Below are 17,381 nucleotides of genomic sequence, written 5' to 3'. Positions count from 1 at the left end.
GCATGGACATCGCATATCGAATGGTGGTGGTCGTTCATGTCGGTTGCTGCGCTTGAACAGCATCGTGCGGATCTTGGGCGGTTGTGGTCTGCAGCTTCCCGGGATCTGAACTCGGTGGTCTCTGCAATCCGCCAGTTGGACGTCGCTGAGGCGCGCGAAATGCTGAAGCTCGCGATCCCCGACCTGATGGACCCGTTCCTTGGCGCAGCATCAGACTTGTCGGCAGTCTTGCTTGAAGAGTTGTACGCGATCACAGCGAATGTGCCGGCCGCGACGTATCTTCCGGGTGCCGACAAGATCGATGGCATGGTTCGGTGGGCGGTCGCGCCGATGGCGGATTCGTCGTTGGATTCGACGGTTCTGACTCGTGTTTCCGGGGCGTCGGAGCGGATGATGTACGACGCTGCACGCCTGACGGTGGAGCGCGGCGTGATCTCGAACTTCCTGGCACGCAAGAACCGACGCTACGGGAACGTGACTCGTGACGAGGCTGGCAAGATCGTCAAGTTTCAGCGCTTCCCCCGGGCTGACGCGTGCGACTTCTGCAAAATGCTGGCCTCGCGCGGTGCCGTGTACAACACGGAAGCATCTGCAGGCGGCGTGGTTGGTCGCGGTTCGACACGGACCGGGCTTAGCGCCACTGGTGCTCGACTCTCTGGCGGCATCGGTGGAGGCGTCCAGGCGCGCGGTTCGCAGAAGCTCGGGTCGAACTATCACGACACATGCCGGTGCCTCGTGCAACCCGTCATCGCCGGAACAGAGGTCGCTTCGTATGCGGCCGAAGTGGAGAAGAAATACATGGCCGTCTACTCCGGTGCTTTCACTGATGCGGTCGGTACTGAACTCACTTCGGACGCCGACATTATGGCTCGATGGCGCGAACTCCAATCCCAAAAACTACCCGCGTAAAACGGGTCCAGCCTTCACCACGGTGGGGGCTTTTTTCATGCCCTCTTGGGCGCACGCTGAGCACTCGCGGCGGTCAACAGCGAGGTGAGAGAGAACAAGCAATGACTGAGCAGGATAACCCGGCAGGCGAAAACGGCGGCAACAATGCAGGGTTCACGCCACCCGCAACCCAGGAGGAGCTGAACGCGCTCATCGCTGGGCGTCTCGACCGGGAACGAAGCAAGTACGCCGGATTCGAAGAGCTCAAGGAGAAGGCTGCACGTCTCGATGAACTCGAGGAGCAGAACCGATCCGAGCTTGAAAAGGCTCAGGCTCGTGCCGAAGCCGCTGAGAAGGCGCTGTCTGAGAAGACTGCGGCTGAAGAAGCAGCAAAGGCAGAGGCCGAAGCCAAGGCTGAGCTCGCGAAGACCGCAACTGCGGTCGCGGAAGCCAAGGGCATTCCGGTTGCGCTGCTGCGCGGCGATTCGAAGGAAGCGCTCGAAGCTCACGCCGATGAACTCGCTGCTGCTCTCGGCAACGGCCCACGCCTGAACTACGTCCCGAACTCCGGTACAGGTGCAGGCAGCCAGTCAGCTACGAACTCTCTCGCTGCTGGACGGGAACGGGCAAAAGCCCGGTCCTCCAAGTAACCCACTCTGAAAGGAGATCCGCATGGATCTGACTCTGACTAAGGAAAGCTACGGCGGCTCGAAGCTGTCTTGGCTTGGGTCGCGTCACGGCGTCGACAACGCACGCACGGTGACGATTGACCGCACCAAGCTCTCGACCGCGACCGTCAACGCCGGCGTCGTGCCGGCAGGCACCCCACTCGCGAAGGAGGGCACCAAGGTTGCCCCGTACACCGCCGCTGAGGGGCAGGAGTTCGTTGGCTTCCTGCTGACCGACCAGGCCGTGAAGCCGGGCGGTGGCGACATCGTTGCACCGCTTCTCGATCACGGTCGAGTGATCGTGGCAAAGCTGCCGGTGGCATTCACCGCGCCCGATAACGCGACCTCGTTCGTGTTCGTTTAAGGAAGGGGACTGACACATGGCACTGTGGACTGATGTTGTTGAGCCCGCCGAGCTGACCGGGTACGCCCGTCAGACGCTCGAAGATTTCGAAGCCGCGAAGGGTTCCCTTTCGCGTTGGCTTCCGAACCGTACCGTCCCCGACATCGTGGCACGCTTCGTGCGCGGCGAGGGCGGCCTGACTGAGGTCGCTGAGTACCGCGCGTACGACGCGGAAACCTCGATCGGTGACGCACCGGGCGGTGAGCGTGTGACGCTCGAGCTTCCCCCGCTGGGCCGGAAGCTTCGCAACTCGGAGTACGACCAGCTCCGACGTAACGGGAACGTCACCGATGAGTCGGTGCGCCCCACGATCGAGAAGTACGCGGCTTCGGTTGCTCGCGCCGTCTCGGATCGCTTCGAGCTTGAGCGTGGCCGAGTTCTCGACACCGCGAAGGTCTCGATCAACGAGGGTGGATTCATCGCGACCGCTGACTTCCAGCGACGCGCCGACTTCACCGTGACGGCCGCGAACCTCTGGTCCGCGAACGACGCCGACCCGCTTCGCGACATCGAGGCATGGCGTGCAGCCTACGTCGCTGAGAACGGTGAAGAACCCGGAACGATCCTCACGTCGACCAAGGTGCTCAACGCGGCCCTGAAGTCGGCTGCGGTTCGCGCGCTGGTCGCCGGCAGCGGTCCTGCACCGACTGTCATCACGCGTGCAACGTTCAACACGATCCTCGAAGCGTTCGGCCTGCCGGCGTTCGAGATCTTCGATCGTCGCGTGAAGGTTGGTGGCGCGAATGTTCGCGTCACCCCGGACGACAAGGTGTACCTCCTGCCCGCGGCAACGGACCCGAACAACGCTGAGGGCACTGACCTGGGCGGCTCGTTCTGGGGCACCACGCTCGAGGCTTCCGAGCCTGAGTACGGTCTGCCCTCGGATGAGCAGGGCGGTCTCGTGGTCGGCGCGTACAAGACGCTCGACCCGATCGGTGTGTGGGTGCACGGTGCGGCTATCGGCCTGCCGGTGCTCACGAACCCGAACCTCTCGCTCGCTGCGAAGGTGCTGTAACTCGATGGTGTTGGTGGGGTCGTGATCCGGCCCCACCTTCGCCCCGATCTAGGGAGTGAAGATGGCGAAGATTCGTGAAGATCTTGTTGGTGCCGTCCACGTTGACGGCTACGTGCTGGTCGCGGGGGACGAGGTGCCGGATGGTGTGAGTGTTGGTGCTCACCTGACTGGCGAGGAAACCACGGAGGCTGCTGCGGAGGTCGCGGGGGACGAGGTGCCGGAGGAATTCGATCCACTGGCCGATGAACCCGAAGCGGCACCGACGAAGCCGCGCGGTCGCCCCCGGAAGACCCAGTAATGCCTTGGGCAACCCCGGCAGATGTTGAGGCCCGGTGGTTGCTTGAAGGGGAGATCCCGGCAACCCCGGAACAGCTTGCGGCACTGATCGAAGACGCTGAAGACACGATCGTGGCACGCGTGCCCGACGTACCTCAGCGCCTCTCATCTGGTTCGCTCCCGCAGGCCCGCGTCGTGAAGATCACGGTCGCGCTCGTCATCGAACGGTTGAAGAATCCGCGCGGTACCCGGCAGATGAATTCGACTGCTGGCCCGTTCACGGAGTCTGAGACTTTCGGTGGCAACAACCCGGGTTCGATGACGCTTTCGGATGAGCAGATCCGGGAGCTCACTGGCGGTGCGAAGCGGGCAGCGTTCACGGTGACCACTGTGCCGACAAGTTGGGTTGGTGGTTACGGACATGGCTAGGTTGTCGAGCATCCCGGAACCGCATTCGGTCATCCATGAGCCCATCGTGAGCGGTGCGGAAGATGCGCACGGAAACCCGGTGGAGTCGTGGGGGCCACCCGAAACCGTCGCAGTGTATGGGTGGGCCACGCCTGGTTCAGACCAGGAAACCCGACCGGAGCTCACCGGGGTGAAACGTGACCTCGACCTGTACTCCCGTACACCGTTCGCCGGACCCCGTGACCGTGTGACGGTCGCTGGGGAACTATTCGCAGTGGTCGGCTACCCGGAGAACTACAACTTTGGGCCGTTCCGGTTCACCCCCGGATGCCGCATCAATTTGCGTCGGGTTGAAGGGTGACTCGGTAGCGAGGCTTTTCCCCGTGGTGGCGACCTTCATGGCCGTTCTGGCGTTGGCACGGGTTGCCGAGGTGGGAGACAAACTCGCAGCGTTCGGTGACAGGGCCTCGGCGGGCTTGGCGGGCTGTGCTGTCTTGATCCCTGCGGCATTCCTTGCATCGGGAAACGCTGTAGGTGTTTTCCGGAGTGAGTTCGTGGCCGCGGGGGCAGTGCGTCTTTTGCTGGAGCGAGCGAAGCTTTGCCTCAGTTGCCTTGCCGGTTCTGCGGTTTGTCGCGTAACTCACGGCGTCGAGGTGTTCCGGGTTCACACACGAACGGTGTTGGCATTCGGAATTCCGATGACATGAGCCATCTGAATTGTGACACAGGTGGTCGATCACAAAGCCTATGGGGATGGGGCCTACGAGGAGCTCGTAGGCAGTTCGGTGGGCGCTCCGGAGTTTGTTGTCGTAACGGAACTGCCCGTAGCCGACCGAAGTTAGCCTTCCGTGCCATTGCCAGCATCCGCCTGGTTTCCGATCTGGGACGTGTGATTCCCAAGCTTCGAGGAGGGATTTGTGCATGTACTAAGCGTAGCAAAAAAACGTTGGCGGGTGGAGGGCTAATGGAGGCTTACGAGTTTCTTGATGTCGAAGCTGAGCTCGTTTCGCTGATTAAGGCGCGCGTGCGGGTTGCTGCTTCCACGATCCTCCCGAAAGCGAAGCCGACCGAACATGTGCTCGTGATTCGTGTCGGTGGTACGGCGAATCAGCTCACGGACCAGCCAATGGTGACGTTCATCGCGTCGTCGGATACGTGGCCGAAAGCTGCTGCGCTGGGGAAGCTGCTGCGTCAGCGCCTCATGTCGGTCACGAGGTTCGGTGAGCATCCGGTGTATCGGGTGCGGGAAGTCGGTGGGCTGTCGCGATCGCCAGATCCTGACACGGGCGACCCGAGGTATCAACTGACGGTCGAATTCAAACTACGAGGTTCAACGCCACCCGAATGATGGGTGGCTTTTCTATTTGAAAGGTGGCGGTGATGGCGAAGGTCGTTATTGCAAACCGGTACGTCGGCTCGGATGGTCGCGCGTACAAGGGCGGTGAGGTTGCTGAGGTCACTTCGGGTGAGGCTCGTGTCCTCATCGGGCAGGGCAAGGCTCGTCCTCATGTCGAGCAGGACAAGCCGGTACTGCCGGCGGTGAAGGAGGCCAAGAATGGCTAAGAATCGTGACAATGTTCGCGTTTATGGTGATCTCGAGTCTGAGGTGTTTCTTGCACCGAAGGGTTCGACGCTGCCGACCACGCTGACTGATCCGGAGACCCCGTTTGAGTCGCTGGGTTGGCTGTCTGAGGACGGCATCAGCCTGACGGTTTCGACGGATTCGGAGAAGTTCAAGGCGTGGCAGGGTGGTGCGACGCTTCGTGTGAAGGTGACTTCCACGGAGAAGACGATCACGTTCCAGGCGCTTGAGGAAACCCCGGGCGTGACGGAGCTTTACTACGATCACGCAGCCCCAGTGGTGACCACTGGTGTCGCGAAGATCGACCTGCCCGAGGGCATCGGCACGGTCGAGCGTGCGGCCGTGTTCAAGTTCGTTGACGGCGGCGTGACGAAGTTCCTGTGCTGCGAACTCATCCAGATCACGGAGCGCGGCGACCTGCCCCACACAAATTCAGATATGACGATGTATGAGTTCACGGCTGAGATCGTGGGCGATTCGTTCATTCTGACCAACGCTCCGTCTTACACGGAGTAACGAGACCGGGTGGGGCGCGTGGTGACTCCGCGCCCCACCCTCACCACCTCGAGTCACACAGTCTTTTAGAAATGGAGTCATCATGTCGGAAACCCGTGCCAAGAGCGCCAAGAAGCCCGAAGACCACAAGCCCGCCGCCGATGAGCAGGTCGAGTTCGAGTTCGAGGGCGTTACGGCCAAGATCTATGCGGATGCGTTCGAAGACCAGGAGGTGCTCCGCAACCTCCGCAACGGCTTGTTCCTCGACGTCGTTGAACAGATCCTCGAAGCGAAAGATGCCCGAGCGATCGTGGACGCTGTCCGTGAGAAGGACGCGCGAGGCCGCGTCATGAGCGAGCACTTCGGACCGTTCTTCGAAGCTGCCCAGGAAGCGGTTGGGTCAAAAAACTCCTAACCCTCGTCGGCCTCTTGCAAGACTGCCCTGACCGACTTACCGCTGACCTGCGGCGCTACTACGGGGTGAGTCTCGCGAGCATGTGGGCGGGCCATGAGTCGATTCGTGAGGTATCGGACATGGCCGCCCACTTGCCACGCGGAGGGGCTGTCGGGGAATGGTACGGCGGCATTCTCGCGGTGACTGCTGAGACCGAGGCGGTCTGGGAGAACACCTACGTGCTTTCGCAGGTGAACTCGAAGAAAAAGCTGAAGCCTCGCCCGATGCCTGAGGGCATTCGTGAGCAGAAGCGGAAGAGCGACCGCGCCGCTGTCATGGCTGCGAAGTACCGTCGCAAACGAGGATGATCGGAGGGCCGCATGGCTGACAAGGTCAAGCTGAACATGCGTGAGCTAAACAAGCTCATGCGGTCCCCGAAAGTCCAGTCCGAAGTGAATGCTAGAGCAGCCAGGATTTCGGCTGCGGCAGGGCCGAAGTACCGTATCGTTCCAAGTCCGCACCGCTACACCGCTCGTACATTCGTGGAGCCCGTGCCTGACACTCGGATCAGCGATGCTGACCAGTCGACGTTACTCCGCGCGTTCGATTCAGGGCGTGCTTAGGCAGCGATCTTGTTGACTGCTGCGGCGAATTGTCGCATTTTAGTTTCGTCCTTGACGGGGCCTTCAAGGATTGCGGTGTCACCGTCAGTAAACACGACGGTGACGTAGCACTTCTTCTTATTTTTTCGGAACATGCCACCGACGATCGCACCTGCTGGTCCGGCGATGATCGCACCCGCACCGATGCGGGTGAGCGTCGGGCGTGACTGATCAGCCCCGGATTCGAACGTGGCCACTGCCCCCTCGATGTCTTTCTTCGATGCGATGAAGCTCTTTGGGGCTTTGAAGTGGTAGTAACCGCCGGCAACGCGATGGTCGCCGTATGACGCAATAGCTTGCGATCGAGCTTTCTGAGCTGCGGCTTCAGCTTTCTGAGCGCTCTCCAACTCGAGAGATGCTCGATCCGCTTCAGAACGGCTTTCGATTTGCGCCTCTACAGATTTTCTAAGCACCTGCATGGCCTCGTTCTGGGCCCTAGTGAAGAACACCTGCCCTGTGCCAGCCGCCAAGGTCTCCGGTGTCACGAACCGGATCGTGCCATTTGCCAGGGCAGTCGGCTCAACAACTTCGACCCGGATCACCTGTGATGTGTCGTACTTCGAACTTTTCCCCATGTGACCAATGGCCCCGAGCAGACCCTTTCGCGTGACAACGATCTCTTCACCGTCGAATGAGATCTGTCCGCCGTGTCCTTCTGCATAAATGCGCCCTGTGTCGCTCATGCGCTGATTCTACCGATCAAAGGAGACCCAATGGCAGCGACCGGCACGGAGATAGCCCACGGTTTTATCGCCCTCACTGTGAAGGCCCCCGGGATCAAGCGCGACATCGCGAAAGAGCTGGGTGCTGTCGACACTACCGGCGCGGGCCAGCAGATCGGCAACAAGCTAGCCGACAGCATGAAGAAGACGTTGCAGATCGCGAGCGTCGGGGTCGCAGGCGTTCTGGGGACGGCTCTTGTGAAGGGCTTCGGGCGTTTGAAAGCGATCGAGACCGCTCAAGCGAAAATGCGTGGACTTGGTAACGACGCAGACACTGTGGCGAAGGCTATGGACAACAGCCTCGCAGCGGTTAAGGGGACCGCGTTCGGGCTCGGTGACGCTGCGACTGCAGCCGGACAGCTCATGGCGGCGAACATCAAACCGGGCAAGGAACTCGAAGGGGTACTGAAGACGGTCGGCAATAACGCTGCCGCGGCGGGTGTCGGATTCGATGAGATGGGTTCCATCTTCGCGAAGGCCGCATCACAAGCGAACGGTATCCAGAACGACATCCTGGCGCAGCTCGCTGACAAGGGCATCCCGATCTACCAGGCTCTGGCCGATCAGATGGGCGTTACCGCTGGCGAAGTTTTCAAGCTTGCGTCTTCCGGAAAGATCAACTTCGAAACCTTCCAAGCAGCAGCAACCGCAGCAGCCGGAACGGTCGCTGACGAGATGGGTAAAACCACCACCGGCTCGTTCGACAACATGATGGCCGCAATGGGCCGCTTCGGTGCGACGCTACTTGAAGACGTTTACCCACTTATCGGCCCAATCTTCCAAAGCCTCACGGGATGGTTGGATGAGGCCGCGAAGAAGGTCGAACCTTTTCTGTCTGGAATCAAAGGCGTCGTTGACCTTTTGGCAACTGGGAACTTCACAGCGACACTGCGTGAAGCATTTGGGTGGGAAGAGGATTCCGGACCGGTCACATTCCTCCTTGGTCTGCGTGACACGGCGATCACGGTATTCGCAGAGGTTTCCGGTGGTGTGCGAGCGATGGTTGCCGCGTTTGAAAATGGCGGAACCGACGTGACCTCGAGCGGTTTCGCGGGGTTCCTGGAGCGAGTTGGCCTCGCTGCCCGAGCCTTGGCCGACTTCGTCGCACAGAAGCTCATACCGGGCTTTGTCACCTTCGGGCAGTGGGTAGTCCAGAACAAGGACTGGCTCGCAGCTATCGCGTTGACAGTCGGCGGAGTAGTACTCGGCATGAAAGCCTGGACGGTTGCGACTACCGCTTGGGCTGCAGTTACTAAGGGTGCCGCAGTTGTGCAAACTGCTTACACGGCAGCAACGGTCGCGTATTCGACGGCAACAACTACGGCAGGACGTGCGCAAGCAATCTTCAACGCTGTACTTGGGGCTAACCCAATCGTGAAGATTGTGACGCTCGTCATGGCGCTCGTGGGAGCCCTCGTCTACTTCTTCTCGAGTACGGAAACAGGCAAGAAGATCTGGGCCGGCTTCATGGGCTTCCTGCAAGACGCATGGGCGAACATTTCCCAGTTCTTCCAGGACACGTGGAACAACGTTCTCAAGCCGGTCTTCGAGGGCATCGGGCAGGTTCTCTCGTTCGTGTGGAACTCGATCCTGAAGCCCGTTTTTGACGGAATCGCTGCGGTTGTCGGTTGGGTGTTTAACAACATCCTCGTGCCGCTGTTCAAGGCGGCGCAGTTTCAGTTCGCAATCATGGCTGGCATCTTCCAGGGCATTTGGGACTTCATCTTGAAGCCCGTATTTGATGCGATCGGTGCGGTGTTCAAGTGGCTGTGGGACACGATCATTTCGGTGATCATCGGCTACATCAAGATCAATATTCAGGTTCTTGGTGCTGTGTTCTCGTGGCTGTGGACGAACGCTATCAAGCCCGCTATTGATGCGATCAGTAAGGCGTTTAGCTGGCTGTGGGCGAATGTGATCCAGCCGGTCGCGAATTGGATTTCAGAGAAGTGGCGCATTCTCGGGCTCGCAACACAGCTCATGTGGACGACGTATATTCAGCCGGCGTTCACAGCGATCGGTGACGCCTTGAACTGGGTGTGGGTGAACATCATCTCCCCGGTTGTTGAGTGGATTCGTCAGAAGTGGGAGATCCTCGGACTCGCGACTCGGATCATGTACGAGCAGTACATCAAGCCGGCGTGGGACAAAGTGGCGTCGGTGATTTCCTCGGTGTGGAACACCGTCAAGGGCGTCATCGAAACCATGGTGCGCGTCATCCAGTCAGACCCGAAGAAAGCGTTCGAGGCAGCTCGAGACGCGATCGGTAAGGCGTGGGCTGGCATTCAGGATCTCGCGAAGAAGCCGGTTCGGTTCGTCATCGAGACGGTGATCAACGGGCTTATCGGGACGGTGAACAAGATCCTGCCTGAGGGGATGAAGATCCCCGAGGTGCCGCTCCCCAAGGGCTTCTCCGATGGTGGCTACACCGGCAACATGGCACGTGACGCTGTGGCCGGTGTCGTGCACGGTGATGAGCATGTGATTCGTGCTTCGAGTCGACGTGCGATTGAGTCTCGTCATCCTGGCCTGTTGGATCACATGAATCAGCATGGGTCGATTCCGGGCTACCGTTCGGGTGGTCTGGTTGATCCGTTGCCGCAGGGTTCGTTTTCGGTGTCGCAACCGTATAAGGGTGCGGCGCATAACGGTATCGACCTTGCTGCTGCTGCGGGCACGAAGGTGTACGCGGCCGCGGATGGTGTGGTGGGTCTTGCTGGCTCGGTGAACATGGGCGGCAATGAGGTCTACGTTCAGCACGCCAACGGTCTTGGCACTCGGTATTCGCACTTGTCGCGGTTTGGCACGTCTGCAGGTCAGTCGGTGAAGGCTGGCAACGTTATCGGCTACGTCGGATCGACCGGTATGTCGACCGGACCTCACCTTCACTACATGGTGCAGAGTCCCGGCCTTGGTGCTGGGAACTACTCGAACCATGTGAACCCGGCAGCGTTCATGGGTAGCGCGGCGAAGGATCTCGGAGAGGGCGGCGGTGCCGCTTCCATCCTTGACGGGCTCGTGGACTGGGCTATCGGGCAGATCAAGTCCACGTTCCCCGGTGGCGGCATGTGGGTTGATGTCGCCACCGGTCTGGCGAAGCAGGCGGCGGGGATGATGGCGAAAGCCTTCAACCCGTTCGCTGCTTCTGACGGTCACACGATGCTGTACGACAACGGTGGCTGGCTGCCTCCGGGAAAGTCGCTTGTTGAGAACAAGTCGGGTCGGCCTGAACCGATCCTGACCTCATCGCAGTGGGATGACTTGCTCGATTCCAAGTCGGGAAGCGGCCTTGATGGGTCGCGGTTGCGTCTCGTCGTTGATGGGCGCGAGTTCGACGCGTATGTCGATGACCGTGCAGATGGTGCCGTGTATCGCGGGTTTGGTGAGTTGTCTGATGCGACTCGTCGGGCTTCATATGTTGGTTAGGAGTGCGAATGAGTTCGCTGTCTAGTGGTGCGCTCACGTATCGGGGGGTGTCGTTCCTGTTCGGGGACGGCACCCCTTACCCGTTGACGGGGTTCCAGCGTGGGGTTTCGTCGTATCGGGTTGAGGATCGTGAATTGCCGCGCGGTGACGGTCGCGCGTTCGGTCGAGATTACAAATCGGGGCCGACGCATGAGCTGTCGTTGCTGCTGCAGGGCGAGGGCGCATCGAGGTCGGTTCGTGAGTATGACGTGAAAGCTCAGCTCGGGAGACTGGCTGGACTGTGGTCTGCTGACACGTTGCGGGCAACAGGTGGTGAGCTCGCGCAGCTCATGATCGGTGACCGTGCAACCTTCGGCCGACCCCGGGAATTCACTCCAGACGATGGAGGGATTTGGGACGGCGTAGCCCAGCCCACCCTCCAGTTCGTCGCGGCAAATGACCTTTGGTATGGGGCCGAAGAGCAAACACAGATCCGATTCACGATCGCTGCAGGCGGTGGACTCCGGTTCCCTGCCCGCGAGCCTTTCCGCTTCACGAGCGAGGGGCCGACCCGGAACGCTGCAGTCGTGGTCGGTGGTGACGTTGCAACGTGGCCGGTCTTCGAGATCCATGGGCCGGTCACGAACCCTGAGATCGAGGTGCAGGGAGTTGGGCGGCTGCAGTTCCGGGCGAATCTGCCTTACGACAAGTTCATTCGCGTGGACACGCGGCCCTGGGCTCGATGGGTACAGACAGGGTTCAAGAACAACCCGGAAGTGCTCTCTCCGATTCCTGGGGTGTTGTCACCTTCAGGAGCACGACTTTCTGACATGGCGTTGCGTCCGGGCAGTTACACGGTGCTGCTGCGTGGTTTTGATTCGACAGGGACGGCTGAGATGCGAACTTCGGTTTGGCCGGCCTACACAAGTTTTTAGGGGCACATGATGGCATTTGTTGATCCTCCGTACGCGGTTGCGAAAACGGATCATTCGGCTCGCCTGTTCCGGCGACAGTTTCAGCAGTCTGTGGGTGAAGGGTCGGGGATCTCTCGTCCTGGCGACCTGAAGGTGCAGGCGTTGAATGTCCCGGGCAACGGTTTCCGGGTCGCACCTGGTGGTGGCATCGCACAGTCTCGAGACACCTCTACAACGGTTCGCGAGTCTTATGGCCCCGTGAATAACGAGGAGATCGTGGTTACGGATGTCCCGGGGACGGGGTCTGGCGGGACTCGACGGGATCTTGTGATTGTAGAGATCACGGACCCTGCGATGCAGTCGGTCACGTATCCGTCCCCAGCAGACCCTGACTACACGGGCGCGTGGCTCCTGGGAAGCACGTTCACGAAGATCACGGTCATCCAGGGCGTCGCGGCCGGCGTGAAGTCTCTCGACCAGATCACGACTGGCCCGTATGCGAATGTGACGGGTGTGACGTTGGCGGCGATCAATTGGCCGGTGTCGACGGCAACGATCACGAGCGCAATGATTGAGGATCTGCGCACGGTCCAGAGCCCACGAAGCGTTCGAATTCTGCGAACTTGGGCGGCACCTTCCGGGTTTTCGAGCCAGATCACCAACACTTCGGCGTGGCCTGCTGGTGGTGATTGGTGGCCGTCCGAATTCGTTGATGACGTGGTCGGCGCGATCGATATCCCAGCATGGGCGCAGCGCGCACGCATCGTCATGACGTGGGGCGGCGTGAAGCTTCCCGCAGGTGCCGCGTACGGTGCGACGTGGGTGCAGATCGGGTTGAACAGTGACCCTAACCGGGTGAATTGCCCGAACACGGCATACCAAACCCCGGGGGCCACAACGTTGGGGAAAACGACGATGCTCGCCGCCTGTGACATCGCCCTTCCAGCGGCGATGCGCGGCACATCGAAGAAGTTCCTCCCGAAAGCAAACCGAACCGGGGGGACCGCTGCAGCGGCACCAATCCTGGATGCGGGTTCATCGCTGGTCATTGACGTCGAGTTCTATGAGACGGCGGTCTAATTAGGGGGCTTGATGCTTCGCTACATTGTTGAACGCATATCGGATGGGGAGTTCCTGGAATTGGAGCTCCCCATCAACGTTTCAAGCGCGGGGAAACGACTCTCCGGCCCTGGACCGTTCGGCGGGACTATCGCACCCGACGTGGGCGGGCTGCGTGCAGCTTCAGGTGACCTGTTGATCGACCAGTACGCGACGTTCATCCATGAGGAAGCAGATGGTGTCATTCGTGGCACTTGGCTCGTCGTCCGATCTTCATTTGATGCTGAATGGAAGATCGACGGGACGGGTTTCTCCGCCTACTTGAATGGCCTTCCGTACGAGGGCGAGTACCGGGGGATTGCTGTCGACATGGCGGATGTGATTCGTCACTTGTGGGCGCACGCGCAACGATTCACGCGTACGAATATCGGCGTGACCGTGACTGGGATGACAGGTGTTGTCCGCGGCACTGACTCGGATGTGAAAGCTGATGCGGCGAAAGCGCAATACGAAGCGAAGAAAGCCACGCTCAAAGTTGCATCCGACAATCGGAAAGCTAAGTCGGCGCAGATCAAGAAAGCTGCGGCTCCATTCGATGCGCAGATCAAGGTTCTGCTCGAGCAGCAGAAGCCGTTGAAAGCTGCGTATCAGGCGCTCATTGACGCACGAAAGCCACTCATCGACGCCCATCGGGCTTTGACGAAGCAGCGGTCTACTCGGACTGAGGTGTACAAGGCGTTGGTGGAGCAGAAGAGCCCTCCGGCGACACCTGCGGAGATCGCTGCGGCTAAAGCTGCGGTGGATGCTTTGGCGCAGCCAATCGTGGACGCTGCGGCGGCGGTGAACGCCCGAAAAGCTCCGATCGAGGCGGCGAAGGTCCCTTTGGATGCGAAGAACTCGCAGCTCCGTGTGGTGCGCGCAAACAGGACGCTCGCGCTGGAACCGCTTCAGCTTGAGTATGAGGCGTTGAAGCTTGTTGAGGAGCCGTTGAAGCAGCCTACGGAAGACGCGAAAGATGCGTGGGAAGCTGCGAAAGAGAAGCAGTCTGCTGATGGGGGCGCATGGAAAATCCTCTGGTGGGATACCCCAGATTGCGGCACCGAAGTTCAGAACTGTCTCGATGAGGCGGGGTGGGAGTTTGTCGAGTGGTCGGGGTGGAACTCTGATCGCACGAAGATTCTCAAGCAGATCCGGTTGCAGCAGCGGGTCGGGAGAACGCAATCGGCGTTGCAGTTCGTTGAGGGTGACAACATCATCGAGAAGGTCGTGGTTGAGACCCCTGCAACTGACTACGCGAACGCCGTTCTTGCTATCGGCGCTGGCGAGGGTAAGAGAGCTCTCCGGTCGACCGCTGAAGTCTCGGACGGGCGACGCCGGCGCGTGCATGTTTTGGATGCGAAGAACGTCACGAAGCTGTCTGTTCTGAAAGTCCTGGCAGAACGCGAACTTGCGTGGCGGTCGCGTCCCTTGCGCGTCACTGATGTGCGCGTAGATGCTCGGCATCCGAACGCGCCCCGGGGAACATTCGACGTGGGGGACACGATCCTCATCGACTGTGAGGTGTCGTGGATTGGTCGTCAACGTCTGCTGCACCGCATCGAAGAGATCGAGTGGGTCGATGACTACGTTGCCGATTTGAAATTGGGGGTGAGCGCATGATTCCTCTCGCTGCGAAGCGTGTGTTGCAGGATCAGGCGGCGGCTGCGGTTGCTGCTCGTAGGGCGACTTCTGGTCTTGCACGCACGGGGCAGGTTGCTCGGTCAACGGTCGCCGTTGGCGATGACGATGTGCTGTTGGATGACGTTCTCGTTGGGGCGGTTGATACGTCTCTCGAGACGGAAGCTCAGTCGGAGGACATCGCGTTTCTGGATGAAGACCAGGTTGACAGTTTCGATGCCGTAATTAGCGCTGGGGATACTCCTGATGTGGACTTCGTGCTCGACGCGCAGGAAGCCGACCCAGACCTTGGGGACGAATGGGAAGCGTCCGCTGCTGCGAACGACGAAGCTCACGGCGGGCGAATGTCTGGAATCGAAGCGAATGCTGCCGCTGTGCTGGCTGCGGCAAACGCGGACAGAGCCATTTTGGATGCGTCGCAGGCAACTGAGACAGCGCTCGGCAATGCGCGGTATCGACAGGTCGACGGCGGCGCGATCACGCCACCGATGCCTGAAGGCGGGTTCCGAGTAGGGGCCGAACTCGTGCGCCTGAAAATCGGCGGTACCCCGTATCAAGTCGATGTGTGGAACGGCACCGATTGGAACCGTGCGCAGGTTCTCGCTGATCAGATACTCGTGCCCGGTGAGAACGGCACGATCGCGATCGGTGACGCGCAGATCTACTCGCCGACAATCATCGGCGGGGAGTTCTATGGCAATACGTTCGAGGGTGGGCTGTTTGACGGAGGCAAGTTCGTCTTGCGATCAGCCAAAGTTCTCTCGACGCTTGCGAACGACACGTTCGAGAGCACGAACCCGTGGGATGGCACACTTTCCACGGCGCAGAAGCATAGCGGCGCTCGTTCAATTCTCGCCCCGGTGAGGGCGTTGTTGCGCCGTGCGGAACGAACTGGTCTGGTCATGCCGGCGAACACGGAGACCGTGCGCATGAGCGCATGGGTCTATTCGGCTGTAGCGGGAGATGTGTCTATCACCGCAAGGTACGCAGATTCCCTGACGGCTAATTTCGCGGCGCGCATCGTTGCCGCGAACACGTGGACACAAATCACCGGGTTCTATGATGCTGCCGCATCTGCGACTGGAGAGATTGTTTTCGGTGTTCGCGGCGTACCGACCTCGACGGCCGCACTGTACGTCGATGATGTTGTTATCGAGGCACTCGACGCAGCAGGCGACACACTCACCATTGAAAGGACGATTCAGACTGGGGAAGCAGAGTTCCGCGTATTTAAGGAGAGCGGTCAGGGCGTCTCGGTTGGGTCGCGCGGGATACTGCTCGACAACGGCGCGGGAAAACTCGGCACGATCCAAAACGATCCGTTTAGTGCTGCGTTGGCGATCACCGCGTATCAAACTCGTGTCGATATAGCTGGTACCGAGATTCGTCTTCGAAGCCCCGTCTTGTTCGAGTCGACAGCGAAGTTCCAGGGCGATACCGCGTGGGTGGCTCTGACGCTCACTGGCGCGACGGGGACGATGGAGTGGAAGCGTTCGAATAACCGGATCATGCTGCGTGGCGCTATCCAGCTCACTGCGCTTTTGAACCCGGGCGGTTCTCAGAACCCGGTTGCGTCGCTCCCGGTTGCTGCCCGTCCTGACGCGAACGTGCCGTTGTTGGTGAAGGCAACGACCACGACTTCGATCGTTGAGGGTCTCGCGCTGCCTACGGGAAACATCGTGCTGCACAACATGTCGGCTTCGTCTACGGCGATCAGTACGACTCAGATCATCAGTTATGTGGGCGAGTGGGATGCGCCCGGAACGTGAGGGGGAGTAATGGCTTATATGGGTCAAGCTCAGATCGCGAATGAGCAGAAGATTCTTCTCCGGGTTCAGGCGTGTGCCGCGAATCTGGGGGAGGAGCAGCCGGGTGCGTGGGCTCCGCAACAGATGTGGAAGTTGGCGATCACTCCGGGCTGGGATACCGCGTTTGAGACGAAGGGTGCGGAGGGGATCACGGATGCGATGATTCTCGCCGCGGTGCAGGAACTCCGGGAGGTTTCTGATGGCGTATAAGCAGCTCGTCACACCGAATTGGTGGGCGCAGGAACAGGCCGGCAATTGTTTGCCGCTCGCGCAGAAAGTTGTAGGTGCGGGTGGTGGGCCGGTGTCGGCGACGCAGGCAGCGAACGAAACCCGCTTCCGTCACTACAACCGTGACTTCCCGAACGATGCGGTCGTGGTCGTGTGGCTGTCTCATTACGGGACGTACACGAACTACATCACCGGCCGTCTCGAGTACGGCGACTGGGGCCATGTTGTGCTGCGTGACCCGAACCACTTCGGGCAGGGAATCCCGGGCTACTACAGCTCGCCACGCAACGGGTACGGCGGCGAATGGTTCCGCACGATCGCGGAAGTCGAAGCGGCGTTCGCAGCGTCGTACCGGTTCTGGTCTGAAGACCTCAATGGGGTGCGCGTGAGCGCGCCTCTCACGAACACTGCTGCGGGCGCGAAGCACGCGGCTAAGCGAAGGAGAAAGAGTATGTCGACTGTTTACTACCAAACCCGTAACGACAAGCGTGCAGGGCAGGGTGGCACTGGCCTCGAGTGGGCGCTTGCGGGTGACAGCCCGGGCACGGATGCGAACTGGCTGACGACCACGCTGCAGGAGGTCGCGAACGATTGGGCTGAGTCGCACGGCAATGCGGTGTTCCTTGCACGGAAGTCGTTCAAGGCCTACTCCGAGTGGTACAAGCAGCCCGTCCGTACGCGATGAACCCGTTCCTGTTCGTGGGCACGGCCGTGGGGTGGGATTTCATGCTGCTCTGGGGCGTGCTCTCGTACGGGGCGTGGCTCGAGAGGAGACCA

Annotated in this window: 19 protein-coding genes; 17 read left to right on the top strand and 2 right to left on the bottom strand. The window is 60.3% G+C overall.

The window, feature by feature from the left end; all coding sequences use genetic code 11:
- Window positions 1-36: 36 nt before the first annotated feature.
- The 6 genes from AMS67_RS08655 to AMS67_RS08630 all read left to right on the top strand — a co-directional run bounded on the left by AMS67_RS08655 (window position 37) and on the right by AMS67_RS08630 (window position 3,679).
- A complete protein-coding gene (locus AMS67_RS08655) occupies window positions 37-909 on the top strand; it encodes a VG15 protein (RefSeq protein WP_156316590.1) in 873 nt (290 codons plus the stop codon).
- A 101-nt stretch (window positions 910-1,010) separates the two neighbouring features.
- Window positions 1,011-1,538, top strand: a complete 528-nt coding sequence (locus tag AMS67_RS08650; protein WP_053387006.1) for a hypothetical protein — start codon at window positions 1,011-1,013, stop codon at window positions 1,536-1,538.
- 22 nt (window positions 1,539-1,560) lie between these two features.
- Complete coding sequence (locus AMS67_RS08645; protein ID WP_053387005.1) at window positions 1,561-1,920, top strand: hypothetical protein; 360 nt, start codon at window positions 1,561-1,563, stop codon at window positions 1,918-1,920.
- Between the two features lie 16 nt (window positions 1,921-1,936).
- Window positions 1,937-2,974, top strand: coding sequence for a major capsid protein (locus AMS67_RS08640; RefSeq protein WP_053387004.1), 1,038 nt, complete (start codon window positions 1,937-1,939; stop codon window positions 2,972-2,974).
- Between the two features lie 61 nt (window positions 2,975-3,035).
- Window positions 3,036-3,272 carry a hypothetical protein gene (locus AMS67_RS08635; RefSeq protein ID WP_053387003.1) on the top strand — a complete coding sequence of 79 codons (237 nt, stop codon included), beginning with the start codon at window positions 3,036-3,038 and terminating at the stop codon, window positions 3,270-3,272.
- On the top strand, window positions 3,272-3,679 hold the full coding sequence (locus tag AMS67_RS08630) for a hypothetical protein (protein WP_053387002.1): 408 nt from the start codon (window positions 3,272-3,274) through the stop codon (window positions 3,677-3,679). The genes AMS67_RS08635 and AMS67_RS08630 overlap by 1 nt, the downstream gene beginning before the upstream one ends.
- 314 nt (window positions 3,680-3,993) lie before the next feature.
- On the opposite strand, the gene AMS67_RS18230 is transcribed toward AMS67_RS08630, so the two are convergent.
- Entirely contained in the window at window positions 3,994-4,581 is a 588-nt protein-coding gene (locus AMS67_RS18230; protein ID WP_075201282.1) for an HNH endonuclease signature motif containing protein, read from the bottom strand.
- Here AMS67_RS18230 and AMS67_RS08625 point away from each other — a divergent pair.
- The 5 genes from AMS67_RS08625 to AMS67_RS08605 all read left to right on the top strand — a co-directional run bounded on the left by AMS67_RS08625 (window position 4,548) and on the right by AMS67_RS08605 (window position 6,497).
- Window positions 4,548-5,006 carry a hypothetical protein gene (locus tag AMS67_RS08625; RefSeq protein WP_162230833.1) on the top strand — a complete coding sequence of 153 codons (459 nt, stop codon included), beginning with the start codon at window positions 4,548-4,550 and terminating at the stop codon, window positions 5,004-5,006. The genes AMS67_RS18230 and AMS67_RS08625 overlap by 34 nt on opposite strands.
- A gap of 32 nt (window positions 5,007-5,038) precedes the next feature.
- Complete coding sequence (locus AMS67_RS08620) at window positions 5,039-5,221, top strand: hypothetical protein (RefSeq protein WP_053387000.1); 183 nt, start codon at window positions 5,039-5,041, stop codon at window positions 5,219-5,221.
- Entirely contained in the window at window positions 5,214-5,756 is a 543-nt protein-coding gene (locus AMS67_RS08615) for a phage tail tube protein (protein WP_053386999.1), read from the top strand. The genes AMS67_RS08620 and AMS67_RS08615 overlap by 8 nt, the downstream gene beginning before the upstream one ends.
- 82 nt (window positions 5,757-5,838) lie before the next feature.
- Window positions 5,839-6,150 carry a hypothetical protein gene (locus tag AMS67_RS08610; protein WP_053386998.1) on the top strand — a complete coding sequence of 104 codons (312 nt, stop codon included), beginning with the start codon at window positions 5,839-5,841 and terminating at the stop codon, window positions 6,148-6,150.
- Between the two features lie 119 nt (window positions 6,151-6,269).
- Window positions 6,270-6,497: a hypothetical protein gene (locus AMS67_RS08605; RefSeq protein WP_156316588.1), complete on the top strand. Its 228-nt coding sequence runs from the start codon at window positions 6,270-6,272 to the stop codon at window positions 6,495-6,497.
- Between the two features lie 251 nt (window positions 6,498-6,748).
- Here the strand turns inward: AMS67_RS08605 and AMS67_RS17305 are convergent, their stop codons facing one another.
- Window positions 6,749-7,474 (bottom strand): hypothetical protein, encoded by a 726-nt coding sequence (locus tag AMS67_RS17305; protein WP_156316587.1) that lies wholly within the window; start codon window positions 7,472-7,474, stop codon window positions 6,749-6,751.
- 30 nt (window positions 7,475-7,504) lie between these two features.
- Between AMS67_RS17305 and AMS67_RS08595 the strand changes: the two genes are divergently transcribed.
- The 6 genes from AMS67_RS08595 to AMS67_RS08560 all read left to right on the top strand — a co-directional run bounded on the left by AMS67_RS08595 (window position 7,505) and on the right by AMS67_RS08560 (window position 17,289).
- Complete coding sequence (locus AMS67_RS08595) at window positions 7,505-10,939, top strand: peptidoglycan DD-metalloendopeptidase family protein (protein WP_053386995.1); 3,435 nt, start codon at window positions 7,505-7,507, stop codon at window positions 10,937-10,939.
- An 8-nt stretch (window positions 10,940-10,947) separates the two neighbouring features.
- Complete coding sequence (locus AMS67_RS08590; RefSeq protein ID WP_053386994.1) at window positions 10,948-11,853, top strand: phage tail family protein; 906 nt, start codon at window positions 10,948-10,950, stop codon at window positions 11,851-11,853.
- A gap of 9 nt (window positions 11,854-11,862) precedes the next feature.
- Entirely contained in the window at window positions 11,863-12,912 is a 1,050-nt protein-coding gene (locus AMS67_RS08585; protein ID WP_156316586.1) for a hypothetical protein, read from the top strand.
- Between the two features lie 12 nt (window positions 12,913-12,924).
- Window positions 12,925-14,550 carry a hypothetical protein gene (locus AMS67_RS08580; protein ID WP_053386992.1) on the top strand — a complete coding sequence of 542 codons (1,626 nt, stop codon included), beginning with the start codon at window positions 12,925-12,927 and terminating at the stop codon, window positions 14,548-14,550.
- Window positions 14,547-16,337 (top strand): hypothetical protein, encoded by a 1,791-nt coding sequence (locus AMS67_RS08570; RefSeq protein WP_156316585.1) that lies wholly within the window; start codon window positions 14,547-14,549, stop codon window positions 16,335-16,337. Before AMS67_RS08580 ends, AMS67_RS08570 begins: the two co-directional genes overlap by 4 nt.
- A gap of 238 nt (window positions 16,338-16,575) precedes the next feature.
- Window positions 16,576-17,289, top strand: a complete 714-nt coding sequence (locus tag AMS67_RS08560; RefSeq protein WP_156316584.1) for a hypothetical protein — start codon at window positions 16,576-16,578, stop codon at window positions 17,287-17,289.
- The last annotated feature ends 92 nt before the right edge of the window (window positions 17,290-17,381 follow it).

Origin of the sequence: Leucobacter japonicus (assembly GCF_001273855.1) — a bacterium.
GTDB classification, from domain to species: Bacteria; Actinomycetota; Actinomycetes; order Actinomycetales; family Microbacteriaceae; genus Leucobacter; species Leucobacter japonicus.
This window is presented reverse-complemented; position numbering and strand designations above follow the sequence as displayed.